Below are 14,030 nucleotides of genomic sequence, written 5' to 3'. Positions count from 1 at the left end.
CCCGGCGCCGGGACTATGCGTCCCGCATCGCGCTCGCCTCAGTCGCCGATGTTCGCGCTTCGCGCTCAACAGACTCAATCGGTTCGTCCGAGTGAGCAAGCTCCCTCGGCCGAACCTCAATCGTCTGTATCGCGGCTGCGCCGCTCATCGGCTCAGTCGGCTCGGCAGAGACCGCAAGCGTTCTCTGCCGAGCCTCAGTCGCCGATAGGTTGGATGGCATGGCTTGGTTGGTGACCGGCGGCGCCGGGTACATCGGCGCGCACGTGGTGCGCGCCTTCGCAGAGGCGGGCATCGACGCCGTCGTGATCGACGACCTCTCGAGCGGGCATGAGAGTTTCGTGCCGCCGGACGTGCCGTTCGTGCACGGCACGATCCTCGACGGCACACTGCTGACCGACATGTTCTCCCGATTCGCGATCGACGGTGTCATGCACATCGCAGGCTTCAAGTACGCGGGCGTCTCCGTGCAACGGCCACTGCACACCTACGAGCAGAACGTCACGGGTACGGCGACGCTGCTGTCGGCAATGGAGGAGGCGGGGATCGAGGCGATCGTGTTCTCCTCCAGCGCGGCCGTGTATGGAACTCCTGACGTCGACCTCGTCACCGAGAGCACGCCGAAGGCGCCTGAATCGCCTTATGGCGAGTCGAAGCTGATCGGAGAGTGGCTGCTGCGCGACCAGGGCGTCGCGCGTGGCGTGCGGCACACCAGCCTGCGCTACTTCAACGTGGTCGGTTCGGGCTACCCGGATGTCTACGACACCAGCCCGCACAACCTCTTTCCGCTCGTGTTCGACGCGCTGATCGCCGGTCGTACTCCGCGCATCAACGGCGACGACTACGCGACACCCGACGGCACCTGCGTGCGCGACTACCTGCACGTCTCCGACCTCGCGCGCTCGCACGTGGTGGCCGCGCAGCGGCTCCACGACGGCGATGTGCTCGAGTCCGCGTACAACCTCGGCAGCGGCGACGGCGTCTCGGTCGGGCAGATCATGTCGACCGTGGGAGAGGTGACAGGCATCCGATTCGCCCCGGAGATCGCACCGCGACGCCCGGGCGACCCCGCTCGCATCGTGGCATCGGGTGAGCTCGCCGCACGCGATCTGGACTGGCGGATGCGTCACACCCTCGCCGACATGGTCGACAGCGCGTGGCGGGCGCGGCAGCAGGCATCCTGATTCGCCGCTGCCCAAATCGTTGTCGATCTTCGGCGCGTCGCGAACCCTCGAGCGCCGCTTGAGCCTTTACGATTCGCGACTTGACGCGATCGAACTACACCGGTGTAATTAGTGAAACGCCCCGTGCAAGGAACTCGGTACGGAAGGCGGGGCAACACAGGTGGGGAGATCGATATGGCGATAAGCGAATATCGACCGGGGGTACCCGAAAACTGGTTCATCGATCCTGTACGGCTTGGGGTGCCGGGGGTTCGATCGGTCGAAGAAGACGAAGACGGCGCATTGTCGTGGCAGTCGGATGCGCTCTGCGCGCAGACCGACCCCGAGGCGTTCTTTCCTGAGAAGGGCGGATCGACGCGGGATGCCAAGAAGATCTGCACCTCGTGCGAGGTGCGGGCGCAGTGCTTGGAATACGCGCTGCAGAACGATGAACGCTTCGGCATCTGGGGCGGGCTCTCGGAGCGAGAACGTCGCAAGCTGCGCAAGCGCGCGGGCTGAGCGCCGGAACTGCACGCGAAGGCCGTTTCCGGCCTTCGCGGTGACGCTCCCTGTCGCCGGACGGCCGATCGGCTTCGTGCCTGGTCCGGACCCGGCGACGGGGGCGCGCGTCCGGCCGTAGTCTCGGCGTTCGGTCGTGTCGAGTGAGCAATCAATTCGCGGAGCACGCGATGCCGGTGCCCGGGAATCCGCACGCACCTGCCTAGGCTGTCCGCGATGCCTCCGACAGTCACCGCCATTCTCGTCGCGCACCGCGGCACCGAGCATCTCAGGCGCAGCCTGCATGCCCTCACCTCCCAGACCCGTCCCGTCGACTCGCTGGTGGTGATCGGCGTCGCCTCCGACGACGCGACGGTGGCGGAAGCGGCTGCGGTTTCGCCGGACCAGCTGCTGGCATCCACGGAGAAGCTGCCGTTCCCGACGGCGCTCGGCGTCGCAGCCCGGGTCGTGCCGCCCGCGGCATCCGATGACGATTGGCTGTGGTTCCTCGGCCAAGACACGGCGCCGGAGCCGGATGCCCTGGCCCACCTCATCGACACCGTCGCGGTCTCGCCCTCGGTCGCCGTAGCCGGGCCGAAGCTCGTGGACTGGGACGAGGCATCCGTGATCCGCGAGCTCGGACTGTCGATGACCCGGCTCGGGGCCACGATCGTCATGGTCGAGGACGAGTTCGACCAGGCGCAGCACGACCGAACGAGCGACATGCTCGCTGTTCCCGCCGCGGGCATGCTGATCCGGCACTCGGTGTGGGAACGGCTCGGCGGATTCGACCCGGCGCTGCCCGCGTTCGACGAAGGACTCGACCTGTGTGTTCGAGCACGCCTGGCCGGCCATCGTGTGGTCATCGTGCCGGGGGCCAGGGTCGCCTCTGCAGGCGACGGTGTGAGCGTTCAACCTCGAACGCCGCGAGGTCGGCAGCGGCGCAAGCAGCACCGTTTGCGGCGTAGCGCGCAACTGCACCGGCGTCTCGCGTACGCTGCGGCGTTCGCCCTCGTCTTCCACTGGCTTTCGCTGGTGCCGCTGGCGGTCGTCCGATCGCTCGGGTTTCTGCTCGGCAAGCAGCCGGGCGCTATCGGCGGCGAGTTCGCCGCGGCGTTCGCAACCGCGTTCGGTGGCAGCCGCATCGGTCAGGCGAGAGGCGCGCTGAAACGGGTGCGCACGGTGAAATGGAAGGCGATCGCGCCGTTGCGCGTCCCGCGCGCCGAGGTGCGGCGGATGCGCGCACTGCGTCGCGAGGCGAGCCTCGTTCGCCAGCACGGAGAGCGACGCGAGCTCAACTTCTTCACCGGCGGTGGAGCGTGGGTGGTGCTGGCGACCGCGCTGATGAGCGTCGCGCTGTTCGCGCCGCTGCTCGGCACGTCGCAGCTCGGCGGTGGAGGACTGCTGCCGCTGAACGACGTCGGCACGCTGTGGGCGAACCTCGGCTACGGATGGCGCGACATCGGCATCGGCTTCGCGGGCGCGGCCGACCCGTTCGCCGCCGTGCTCGCGGTGCTCGGCTCCCTGACGTTCTGGCAGCCGTCGTTCGCGATCGTGCTGCTCTGGTTCGCCGCCCTTCCGCTGGCCGCCCTCGGCGCATGGTTCCTCTCCACCCGGCTCACGCATCGTGCGGTGCTGCGTGCCACGTTCGCGATCGTGTGGGCGCTGGCGCCGATGCTGTTCGACGCGTTGCAACACGGACGACCTGCGGCAGTCATCGTGCATCTTCTGCTGCCCTGGCTCTTCTTCGCAGGCACCGCGGCGAGGCGGTCCTGGGCGGCCGCGGCGACCACGGGCATCCTCGCGGCGGCGGTGCTCGCCTGCGCGCCCATGCTCGCTCCGGCGCTGATCGTGGTGTGGGTGGTCGGATCGGCACTGGCCGGTCGCGGCGTCGTGCGCGTACTCCTCGTTCCGATCCCGGCGCTGGCGTTGTTCGCCCCGCTCGTGGTGCAACAGGTGATGCGCGGAACGCCACTGGCGGTGTTCGCCGACCCTGGACTGCCCGTTGCGGCCGCTGCGGCGCATCCGCTGCATGTCGCCCTCGGGTTCTCGGACGGCGACCTCGGCGGCTGGCAGACACTGGCCGGCGTGTTCGGCTTCAGCGGGATGATCCCGTCGGTCGTGGTGCCCATTCTGATGGCGCCGGTCGCGATCCTGGCGCTGCTGTCGTTGTTCCTGCGCGGCACGATCCGGGCGACGTTGTGCCTCATCGGTGCGCTGCTGGGGTTCGCGACGGCCATCATCGCCACGCATGTGTCGCTCTCCACTCAGGGATCGGCGGCCGTGCCGCTGTGGCCGGGAACCGCGCTCAGCCTGTACTGGCTCGGCCTTATCGCTGCAGCCACGATGGCGCTCGTCGCGCTCGGCAGATTCGCGACGGTGCCGGCCACCGTGACCGTGGCGTTCGTGGCCATCGCGATCGCGCCGCTGGCGATCGCGGTGCCGCTGCAGACATCCGCACTCGTTCCGGGCCCCGCGACGGCGCTGCCCGCCTATGCGACGGCTCAGGCGCAGACGCATCCGCGTATCGGCACGTTGCGGCTCTCACCGCAGTCCGACGGCTCGCTGAGCGCGCAGCTTCTGCACGGTCAAGGCGAGACACTCGACGACCAGAGCACGCTGAGCGCCACCAGCCGTCAGCTCACCGCCGATCAGCGGCGGCTGGCGAGCCTCGCTGGCAACCTCACCTCGACGAGCGGCCTGGACGCCTCGCCGCTGCTGAAGCATTTCGGCGTCTCGTTCGTGCTGCTGCAGACGGCGGCCGGCGAGGGGCTGTCCCCGGCGTCGGCTACCCAGATGCGAGCCGAGACGGCGCTGGAGCGCAATCCACTACTGACGCAGGTGGCGTCGACCGACGACGCCGTGCTGTGGAGCGTTCCGGCGCAGACGCACAGCGTGCCGATTCCACCGGATGCCGGCGGCTGGGAACGCCTCGTCGCGCTGATCGTGCTGGGCGTCGTGTTCGGGCTCACGCTGTTGCTCGCACTGCCCACCGGGCGCGCGGAGCGCGGCACGCTGCGCCGGCCGACCGCGGCCGAGGTGCTCGGCAGACAGGCGAAGCGTCGCGGAGCGCCCACGGGCGATGCCGGTGGTGAGGGGACGCGCCCCGCGGATTCGAGCGATCCGGATCCGAGCGCTCCGGTTCCGAGCGATCCGGATCCGGGAGAGGACGCGGCCGATGCCGCACCGGTCGCCGACGGAAGCGACCGGTCCGCGCAACCGCGTGACGCGTCGGCGGAGCCGGGTGACGCATCCGCGGAAACGGGCGGGGTGCCCGCGAAAACGGAGGCGGAATCTGGCGATACGAGCGCGGGACTCGGCGATACGAGCGGCGAGGGCGGCGAGCGAGCCGGCGACGGGATCGAGGAGATCACGGTCGAACGACCTCCTGTGCTGACCGGGCCGTACGCTCCGGCGGTGTCCTCCGACTCGGGTGCCGACGGCTTCGAAGGAGGCCGCGATGTCCGCTGACCGCACCCGCAACACGCGGGCGATCGCCCGCGGCAGCGTGCGCGTCCTCGCCGGGGCCATCGGTGTCGGCGTCGCTGTCATCGCGCTCGCAGGCGCAGCCCTGTTGCCCTTGCCGAGCTGGCACGTCGCACCGCCCGCACAGACCATCACGCCTGTTCCGGCTGACCAGGAGCGAGTCTGCCCGGGCGGTCTGCTCGACCTGGGAGACGCGACGGATGCCTCATCGCTCAGCTCGATCGGGTCGCCGTCGATGGCGACGACGGCCACCACGCCGGTTCAGCAGCGCAGCCTGCAGACGCCGAGCGTGCACGGCGGTGGCGGAGCGCCGCGCGTGATCGGCACACAGACGCACGGTGCACAGACGGAGGGATCCGCGAGGCGACCACTGATAGCAGGTGCTCAGTCGCAGAAGGCGAGCGCGTCAGACGTCGCGGGACTTGCAGCCGCGGCCTGCGGCGAGGCGACCTCCGACAGCTGGCTCGTCGCCGGAGCGACGACGCTCGGATCGACGAGCCTGGTGCTGCTGAGCAACCCGTCGAAGGTGCAGGCGACGGTCGACCTGACCGTCTACACCGAGGGCGGCCGCGCGGAGGCGCCAGGAGCACGCGGCCTCATCGTGCGTGCCGGCTCGCAACTCGTGGTGCCTTTGGCGGGAATCGTGCCGAATGCGCAAGCATCCGTCGTGCACGTGCAGGCCGGAGGGGGCAGCGTCTACGCGTCGCTGCAGCAGAGCAGCGTGCAAGGACTGGCGCCGCAAGGCGTCGAGCTGGTCGGGCCCACCGCGGAGCCGGCGCAGAACCTCGTCATCCCAGGGGTGACCGTGGCCAACACCGCCCGCCTCTCCGGCGGCGCTGAAGGCGGCTCGAACCAGTTGCCGGCCGTGCGGCTTCTCGCCCCAGGCACGACGGTCGCGCACGTGACGGTGACCGCCACGTCGGAGACGACCGCCGGTGTCGGTGCCACCTCGCGCATCACGCTGCAGGGCGGCACGGTGCGCGAGGTGACGTTCGACCATCTGATCGACGGCGCCTACACGGTGCAGATCACCTCGGACACCCCGGTGGTCGCCGCCGCCCGCACCATCGACGTCGCAGCCGCTCCGAGCGCCGGCGAGTCCGCGACCGCCCAGGCCGAGGCGGCCACGCAGGACTTCGCCTGGTTCGTGGCCAGTGAGCCGCTCCCGCAGAAGGCACTGCTGGCCGTCCCGTCCGGACCGGCACCGACTCTGCACCTGGCGAACGGTGGGCGTACCGATGCCTCCGTCACGGTGACGCCGAAGCACGGGGCGGCCACGACGGTGTCCGTTCCCGCGGGGAAGGCCGTGGCGGTGCCGCTGGCCGCGCGAACCTCGTACACTCTCGACGGGGTCGACGGGTTGCGGGCATCCGTGAGTCTGACGGCGGATGCCTCGTCGTCGTCGTTCGCGCTGAACCCGGCTGGACCGCTCGCCCAGCCGATCACCGTCTACCCGAAGTAGCGCGCCCGAGCTGAAAGCGTCGGCCATGTCCGGCCTGCGAGGCCGACGACCTCCACCGAGGCTGCGCCGTCCCTCCGCCGCTCCCGCTGCCCCGTGTCTCTGCGGGCGGGTGGTAGCCGGGCGCTCTCGGGGACGACTGTCAGAAGTGGCCGAAGTGGCCGGGCGCCAGGTCCCACGGGTCACGGCCGAGCAACTCCGCGACCGCGCGGAACACGCAGCTCTCCACGAGCAGTTTGCGGTGCAGATCGTCGTCGCGGTGCAGCTTGGCCAGGCGCTCGATCGGCACCCGGTAGAGCGTGATCGCCTTGTGCGCGTGGTCGACGCCCCAGCGCTCGACCACGTCGTAGCCGAGCGCGCCGGCGGGTGCCGCCGCGATCTGCACGCGCATGTCGGACAGTTGCTCCGGCCAGAGCCCCTTGAGGAAGTCGGCGGCGCTCGCCACTGTCATCTCGAACACGTCGATGCGGTCCTGCAGGAGAGGCAGGTGCGGCCCGGTGACCGGGCCCCGCGCGCCTCGCCCGTGGCGGTCCGAGCGGCGTACCGCCGTCGCGTAGCGCACCGGCCGGGATCGAGGCATGTCGTCAATATTAGGGTGTCTGCCCGACGCCGGAATCGCGGCTGGGATCGCCGCTGTTGAAGCAGCGCCCTGTGTCTGCCGGCGAGTAGTGTTGTGCCCTGATGACGGCCCGAACGTGCTCCAAGGTCGCGTGCTCGCGTGATGCCGTGGCGACCCTGACGTACGACTACGCCGACTCCATGGTCGTGCTGGGACCGTTATCGCTGGCGCACGAGCCGCACACGTACGACCTGTGCGCCATCCACGCCGACCGGATGTCCGCTCCGCAGGGCTGGCAAGTGGTGCGTCACCAGGTGATCGGCGAACCACAGGGTCTCGGCGGGCTCTGAACACGGGCCGCACGACGTCGCGCGTGCGACATAGTCGGGGGCCAGGCAACGACCCGGCCGCCTGCGACAATGGTGCACATGACTTCCCTGAGTTCCCTCGGCACCGAGCCCGCTGCCGGCGTCGACACGCACAACGCGGCGGCAGTAACCGAGTCGCTCCCGACCGGGACCACGCCGTTCGAATACAAGGTGCGCGACCTCGCGCTCGCCGAAGCGGGGCGTCACCAGCTGCGCCTGGCCGAGCAGGAGATGCCCGGATTGATGGCCCTTCGGGCGGAGTTCGCGGATGCGCAGCCGCTTGCCGGGGCACGCATCGCCGGCTCCCTGCACATGACGGTGCAGACGGCCGTGCTGATCGAGACGCTCGTGGCGCTGGGCGCGCAGGTGCGCTGGGCGAGCTGCAACATCTTCTCCACCCAGGACGAAGCCGCCGCTGCTGTGGTCGTGGGGCCTCACGGCACGACGGAGCATCCGCAGGGCGTTCCGGTGTTCGCGTGGAAGGGCGAGAGCCTTCAGGAGTACTGGTGGTGCACGTCGCGCGTGTTCGACTGGAGCGCGGAGGCCGATGCGGCGGGTGCGGACTTCATCGGGCCGAACCAGATCCTCGACGACGGCGGCGACGCGACGCTGCTCGTGCACCTCGGAGCGCAGTTCGAGCGGGAGGGGCGGGTTCCGGATGCCGCGCCCGACGATTCGCACGAGTATCGCGTCATCCTCGACGTGCTGCGGGCATCCGTCGCTGAATCCTCCGACCGGTGGACCCGCATCGCGGGCGAGATCGTCGGAGTGACCGAGGAGACGACGACCGGCGCGCACCGGCTTTACGAGCTGGAGCGCGCCGGAAAGCTGCTCTTCACGGCGATCAACGTCAACGACTCGGTGACCAAGTCGAAGTTCGACAACAAATACGGCATCCGTCACTCGTTGCCCGATGGTCTGAACCGGGCCACCGACGTGCTGATCGGCGGCAAGGTCGCGTTCGTCGCAGGCTACGGCGATGTGGGCAAGGGAGCTGCCGAGGCGCTGCGCGGCCAGGGTGCACGCGTGATCGTCAGCGAGGTCGATCCGATCAACGCGCTGCAGGCGGCGATGGACGGATTCCAGGTCTCGCGACTGGAGTCGGTGATCGGCGAGGTAGACATTCTGATCACGGGCACCGGCAACAAGAATGTCGTGCGGCTCGAGCATCTGCTGGCCATGAAGCACCTCGCCGTGGTCGCCAACGTCGGACATTTCGACAACGAGATCGACATGGCCTCGCTGGAGTCGCTCGAGGGTGCGGAGCGGGTCGAGATCAAGCCGCAGGTGCACGAGTGGCGGCTGCCGAACGGACGCAGCGTGCTCGTGCTCAGCGAGGGCCGGCTGATGAACCTGGGGAACGCGACGGGGCATCCGTCGTTCGTGATGAGCAATTCGTTCACGAACCAGGTGCTGGGGCAGATCGAGCTGCACACGAATCGCGACGCGTACCCGCTGGGCGTGCACACGTTGCCGAAGGCGCTCGACGAGAAGGTGGCGAGGCTGCACCTGGATTCCCTAGGGGTTGAGTTGACGACGCTCACGCCTGAGCAGGCCGCATACATCGGCGTGCCCGTCGATGGCCCGTACAAGCCCGATCAGTACCGGTACTGACGACTGAGGTGAGAGCAATGCGAGCTTGCTCGCATGGCCGAGCCGATGGAGTCAGTTGAGCGGCGCAGCCCGCGATCACTGACGACTTGGCCCGCGGCGCGCCCGCGAACACTGGTGATCGAGGTCGCGACCGTGCCACCTCTCAGTGATTGCGCCACTCGTTGTGGCGCAATTGCGAGAACCTGGCGCAATCGTCCGCCGTGCGGACCGGCGTCGTCAGTACTCGGCGCGGCCTTTGCGCCAATAGCCCATGAACGAGACCGCCTGGCGGTCGAAGCCGACCTCGCGCACCAGGTGACGGCGGATGCGCTTGATCGCCGCGGCCTCACCGGCGAGCCACACGTAGGCGGATGCCCGTCGCGCGTCGCCGCCGATGCGGCCGCCGGTGAGCGGGTCGGCGCCCGGAACCTCCCACAGCACCTCTGTCTCGATGTCGCCGTCGTCACGCTCCGCGCCGCCGGTCGCGGCGCCACCGGTGCGCCGCGGAAAAGACTGGCACACCGCGGCGGCAAGCGCTCGCCCGGCGCGCCCGCACGGGCCGAGAACCTGACATCAAGGCCGGCCGGGGCGGCGAGGTCGTCGGGGTGCGGGGTCCTTCGGGTCGGGTGATCCGGATGCGTGAGCCGGGTCAGGGCTGGCGGGTCGCAAGGATCGGCGGGCGCGGCCGACGGCCACGCGGATGCCCGCCGAGAGACGGCCGCCGAACCGGCCGTCGGGCGGCGGTGCCCGTTTCGTCGGAGCCGTCGCCCGTGGCCGGGGCGCGATCTCCAGTAGTAGGTAAGGCTTACCTAACGCAGGTAACCCTAACCCAGGAGGAGGCGAGCGGTCCAGCCCCTGGATCGATCGCCCGCGAAGCCGAGTCGCTCGCGCCACCGGAGCCCGCATCCGCCGCAGGCGTCGCAGCCGCCACGGGAGCGGATGCGCTGCAGGGAACGGCACTCGTCGCCGAGATCGGCATCGACGCCAGGAAGCTCCTGTCGTGAATGCCGATAGGCGTACCGCGAGGCGACGCGCGGACCGAACCGCGATTCGGGGTGAACCCGGGCTCTGGGTCAACCGCGGCTCTGGGCCAACTGGGACTCTGGGTGAACCGGGGCTCTGGGTGAACCGGGGCGCTGGGTGAACCGGGGCGCTGGGTGAACCGGGGCGCTGGGTGAACCGGGGCTCTGGATCAACCGGGGCTCTGGATCAACCGCAGACCGCTCGGGCGTCAGTCCCGGTGCGGGAAGCCGGGCGGGAGGGCGGTGAGGGCCGGCTCGAGGCGCGCGAGCCGCGCGCGCTCGCCCATCAGTGCGGCGTACTCGCGGTCGCGGCGCAGTGCGGCGACCGCGACGAGGAAAGACTCCGCATCGGTGTTCGGGAGCGGGGAGACGAACCGGGAAGCCTCGCGGGCGAGGTCCGTGGCGACGCGGGCACGGGCATCCGGGGTCAGGGTTGCGGCATGCCGGAGGAACTCCGCGATGCGCCGGGCGAGCCGTGGTGGCAGAGCGGCGACGTCGGCCACCGTGGCCCAGCCCGTCAGGTGCCCGGGCAGCGGAAGCGGTGCAGGCGGCGGGGCGGGCATCCGCTGGAGTTGAGAGTAGGTGCCGGCGAGGAGGTCGCCGATGCGCTTCGAGCGCGGGCTGAGCAGCCCGGTCACGGCGGCGATGCCGCCGAACGTGAGGTAGATCTCGATGGATCCGGCGAGCGAGCGCACGAACGCGTGCCGCAACTGCTCGGCGCCGCCGTCGTCGCGCACGATGCGTGCGCCGATGGCGAGCTTGCCCAGGCTGCGGCCGTGGCTGAGCGTCTCGACGGTCGTGGGCACGACGACGAACATGACGGCGACGATCACGACCTGGATGGCCGCCGTCGCCGCCGTGTCGAGCACATTGCCGGCCGCGTACAGTGCCCAGAACAACAGCAGCACCACGGCGTACGTGGCGATCACGTCGATGATCAGGCCCGCTGCGCGCAGCACGAAGCTCGCAGCGCGGGCATCCACGCCGACGGCCTCGCCGATGAGCTGCCGATCGTCGTCACCGTACTGCGCCAGCGCTGTGTCGGTGTAACGCTCCGGCAGGAGCGCGGTGGCATGCCCCGGTGCCAGGCCGGTGTCATCCGGCGTGCCCGCCACCTCGCCCGTCATGGCTTCCATCTAAACAGTCATCGCTCGCCCGGTGATCGCTAGCATCGAACCAGCATGGATGCCGACGCGTACGCCGCAGCCCACAGCGCCGAATGGGATCGGCTCGGCGCGCTCGCGCGTCGGAGGCGGCTCGATGGCGAGGCGTCCGACGAGCTGATCGCCGCGTACCAGGTGGCGACCACGCAGTTGTCGGCGCTGAGTTCCGCGGACGGCGACAGCGCCCACACCGACCGACTCGCCACCGTGATCGCACGGGCGAGGTTGCGCTTCACGGGGGCGAGGTCCGGCGCGGCCGGCTCAGTCGCGCGATTCTTCGTGATCTCGTTGCCCGCTGCGCTGTACCGGGTGCGCTGGGTGACGCTGTGCGTCGCTCTGGGCACCGTGCTGGTGGCGACCCTGGCCGCGTGGTGGCTGGTGGGCGATCCGCGCGCGCTCGCCGCGGTGGGCAGCACGATGGACCTGAAGCAGTACCTGAACCACGACTTCATCGACTACTACTCGCGCAACCCCGCTGCGTCGTTCGCAGGCCAGGTCTGGACGAACAATGCCTGGCTGGCGGCGCAGAGCATTGCCACGGGCATCCTCGGCGTGTACGTGCCGTACATTCTGCTGCAGAACGCGGTGAACCTCGGGGTCGCGGCCGGCATCTTCGTGCACTATGACCGCACAGACGTGCTGTTCTCGTACATCCTTCCGCACGGGATGCTCGAGCTCACCTCACTGTTCGTCGCCGCCGCTGCAGGATTGCGCATCTTCTGGGCGTGGATCGCACCGGGCGTCAGAACCCGCGGTCAGGCCCTCGCCCAGGAGGGTCGCGCGCTGTTCGCGGTGGCGGTCGGCACGGCGATCAGCCTGTTCTGCTCGGGGCTCATCGAGGGCTTCGTGACGCCGTCCGCGCTACCGGTGTGGCTGAAGATCGCGATCGGCGCTCTGGCGCTGGCCGCCTTCCTCGTCTACATGCTGGTGCTCGGCCGTCGTGCCGTTCTGGCCGGGGAGACCGGCGACCTCGACGACGCGGATGCCGGCACTCGCCGCCTCGTCGCCGGCTGAGTCTCGAGAGCACGCGATCCATCGCGAGACTGCACGCCCGCACCGAAACAGCCGATGAACACCGCAGTTTCGGGGCGGGCGTGCAGTCTGGATGCGCCGCCGGAGTTCGTCAGCGCTTCAGCAGGCCGTCGAACAGCGGCTTGAACGTGAATCCGGCGATCAGGGCGCCGATGATGGGCGCGACGATCGTGACCCACACCTGACCGATGGCATCCGGCCCGCCGTAGATCGCGGTGGACAGCGCACGTGCCGGGTTGAACGAACCGTTCGACACCGGAATGGCGATCAGCGCGACCAAGGTCAGCGTGAGGCCGATGGCAAGGGGTGCGAAGCCGGCGGCCGCGCGCACGTGGGTCGTGCCGATGATCACGTACAGGAAGAACGCGGTCGTCACGATCTCGATGATGAACACCGACCAGAACCCGTAGCCGCCGGGGGACAGCACGCCGTAGCCGGTGGAGGCGCCCTTGAACTGCACGGTCAGGAAGTCGCCTTTGGCGCCCTTGGCTCCTGCGAGGATCCAGAGGATGATGCTGGATGCCACGATGCCACCGACGAACTGGGCGATGAGGTAGCCGATCACGTCGCGCCACGGCAGGCGCTTCGCGGCGGCCATGCCGAGCGTGACGGCCGGGTTGAAGTGGCCGCCGGAGATGGGCCCGAATGCGTAGGCGCCGACCACGACGGAGAGGCCGAGTGCGATCGAGACGCCGAGGAATCCGACGTTCAGCCCGCCTTTGCCCTGTTCGAAGCCTGCGGCGAAGATCGCGGTGCCGACCACGGAGAAGACCAGCAGGAACGTCCCGAAGGCTTCGGCCGCGAGGCGGGCGCCCATGGACGGTGAGACGGCTGCCTCCGGTGAGGCCGCCGCGGGAGTTGACTCAGACATGTTCACTTTCCTTTGCGGATCGATATGCCGGGCAGACTCTGCACGAGGACATGCGTCCCGGCGCCTACAGCGACGCTAAGGGGTTTCCCAGGTTCGGTCGCGTCGATTCGGCCGCATGTTGCACACCTGTTGGAATTCGCGACCGGGAGCCAGGGCCGGGCCGATCGGTCGACCAGTCCGACTGAGTCCGAGTGTTATCCTGAATCAATCAAAACAACGCGGAGGCGATGATGTCCTCACCAGTCGATCCTGACGTGTACGAAGCGCTCGAAAGTGCCCTGCACTCGTTGGGGCTGCGCGTGACCGAACCGCGTGTCGCCGTCTTCAGGGCCGTGGAATCGCATCCGCACGGGGACACCGAGACGATCCTCATCGCTGCCCGCTCCCAGCTGCCGAACGTGTCGCACCAGGCCGTCTACGACGGTCTGCGCACCCTGACCGAAGCCGGGCTCGTGCGGCGCATCCAGCCCGCCGGCTCGCTGGCCCGGTATGAGGTGCGTGTCGGTGACAACCACCACCACCTCGTCTGCCAGGTGTGCGGTCGGGTCGAAGACGTCGATTGCGTGACCGGCGAGGCCCCGTGCCTGGCGCCGTCGGATGACCACGGTTTCCTCGTGCAGCAGGCCGAGGTCACGTTCTGGGGGATGTGCGCCGACTGTGCCGCAGCCGCAGCCGCAGCCGCAGCCGCAGCCGCAGGCACAGGCACAGCCGCAGGCACAGGCACAGCCGCAGGCACAGGCACAGGCACAGCCGCAGGCACAGGCACAGCCGCAGGCACAGACACAGCCGCAACCGCTGACTGAGATGTCCATCATCACG

General features: G+C 69.5%; 13 protein-coding genes. 9 read left to right on the top strand and 4 right to left on the bottom strand.

What is annotated here, in order from left to right:
* Positions 1 to 218 precede the first annotated feature (218 nt).
* The 4 genes from galE to ACYVDK_RS12595 all read left to right on the top strand — a co-directional run bounded on the left by galE (position 219) and on the right by ACYVDK_RS12595 (position 6,606).
* A complete protein-coding gene (gene galE / locus ACYVDK_RS12610) occupies positions 219 to 1,181 on the top strand; it encodes an NAD-dependent epimerase/dehydratase family protein (protein ID WP_460522227.1) in 963 nt (320 codons plus the stop codon).
* 174 nt (positions 1,182 to 1,355) lie between these two features.
* On the top strand, positions 1,356 to 1,679 hold the full coding sequence (locus ACYVDK_RS12605; RefSeq protein WP_460522225.1) for a WhiB family transcriptional regulator: 324 nt from the start codon (positions 1,356 to 1,358) through the stop codon (positions 1,677 to 1,679).
* A gap of 216 nt (positions 1,680 to 1,895) precedes the next feature.
* On the top strand, positions 1,896 to 5,129 hold the full coding sequence (locus ACYVDK_RS12600; protein WP_460522223.1) for a glycosyltransferase family 2 protein: 3,234 nt from the start codon (positions 1,896 to 1,898) through the stop codon (positions 5,127 to 5,129).
* A complete protein-coding gene (locus ACYVDK_RS12595; protein ID WP_460522221.1) occupies positions 5,119 to 6,606 on the top strand; it encodes a DUF5719 family protein in 1,488 nt (495 codons plus the stop codon). Before ACYVDK_RS12600 ends, ACYVDK_RS12595 begins: the two co-directional genes overlap by 11 nt.
* Positions 6,607 to 6,745: 139 nt before the next feature.
* Here the strand turns inward: ACYVDK_RS12595 and ACYVDK_RS12590 are convergent, their stop codons facing one another.
* Entirely contained in the window at positions 6,746 to 7,183 is a 438-nt protein-coding gene (locus tag ACYVDK_RS12590) for a metallopeptidase family protein (RefSeq protein ID WP_460522219.1), read from the bottom strand.
* A 101-nt stretch (positions 7,184 to 7,284) separates the two neighbouring features.
* Here ACYVDK_RS12590 and ACYVDK_RS12585 point away from each other — a divergent pair, with 101 nt between their 5' ends.
* Complete coding sequence (locus ACYVDK_RS12585) at positions 7,285 to 7,512, top strand: DUF3499 family protein (RefSeq protein WP_460522217.1); 228 nt, start codon at positions 7,285 to 7,287, stop codon at positions 7,510 to 7,512.
* A gap of 78 nt (positions 7,513 to 7,590) precedes the next feature.
* Positions 7,591 to 9,144, top strand: a complete 1,554-nt coding sequence (gene ahcY, locus ACYVDK_RS12580) for an adenosylhomocysteinase (RefSeq protein WP_460522215.1) — start codon at positions 7,591 to 7,593, stop codon at positions 9,142 to 9,144.
* 216 nt (positions 9,145 to 9,360) lie between these two features.
* Here the strand turns inward: ahcY and ACYVDK_RS12575 are convergent, their stop codons facing one another.
* Positions 9,361 to 9,645 (bottom strand): SIP domain-containing protein, encoded by a 285-nt coding sequence (locus ACYVDK_RS12575; protein WP_460522213.1) that lies wholly within the window; start codon positions 9,643 to 9,645, stop codon positions 9,361 to 9,363.
* Positions 9,646 to 9,893: 248 nt separating this feature from the next.
* Between ACYVDK_RS12575 and ACYVDK_RS12570 the strand changes: the two genes are divergently transcribed.
* On the top strand, positions 9,894 to 10,127 hold the full coding sequence (locus ACYVDK_RS12570; protein ID WP_460522211.1) for a hypothetical protein: 234 nt from the start codon (positions 9,894 to 9,896) through the stop codon (positions 10,125 to 10,127).
* A 227-nt stretch (positions 10,128 to 10,354) separates the two neighbouring features.
* Here the strand turns inward: ACYVDK_RS12570 and ACYVDK_RS12565 are convergent, their stop codons facing one another.
* Positions 10,355 to 11,281 carry an RDD family protein gene (locus ACYVDK_RS12565; RefSeq protein WP_460522209.1) on the bottom strand — a complete coding sequence of 309 codons (927 nt, stop codon included), beginning with the start codon at positions 11,279 to 11,281 and terminating at the stop codon, positions 10,355 to 10,357.
* A 45-nt stretch (positions 11,282 to 11,326) separates the two neighbouring features.
* Here ACYVDK_RS12565 and ACYVDK_RS12560 point away from each other — a divergent pair, with 45 nt between their 5' ends.
* A complete protein-coding gene (locus tag ACYVDK_RS12560; RefSeq protein ID WP_460522207.1) occupies positions 11,327 to 12,322 on the top strand; it encodes a stage II sporulation protein M in 996 nt (331 codons plus the stop codon).
* 109 nt (positions 12,323 to 12,431) lie between these two features.
* Here the strand turns inward: ACYVDK_RS12560 and ACYVDK_RS12555 are convergent, their stop codons facing one another.
* A complete protein-coding gene (locus tag ACYVDK_RS12555) occupies positions 12,432 to 13,211 on the bottom strand; it encodes an MIP/aquaporin family protein (RefSeq protein ID WP_460522205.1) in 780 nt (259 codons plus the stop codon).
* A 230-nt stretch (positions 13,212 to 13,441) separates the two neighbouring features.
* Here ACYVDK_RS12555 and ACYVDK_RS12550 point away from each other — a divergent pair, with 230 nt between their 5' ends.
* Positions 13,442 to 14,014 carry a Fur family transcriptional regulator gene (locus ACYVDK_RS12550; RefSeq protein WP_460522203.1) on the top strand — a complete coding sequence of 191 codons (573 nt, stop codon included), beginning with the start codon at positions 13,442 to 13,444 and terminating at the stop codon, positions 14,012 to 14,014.
* Positions 14,015 to 14,030 lie beyond the last annotated feature (16 nt).

The organism is Humibacter antri (assembly GCF_054777235.1).
The sequence above is the reverse complement of the archived record's forward strand: the minus strand, read 5'-3'. Positions and strand labels throughout refer to the sequence as shown.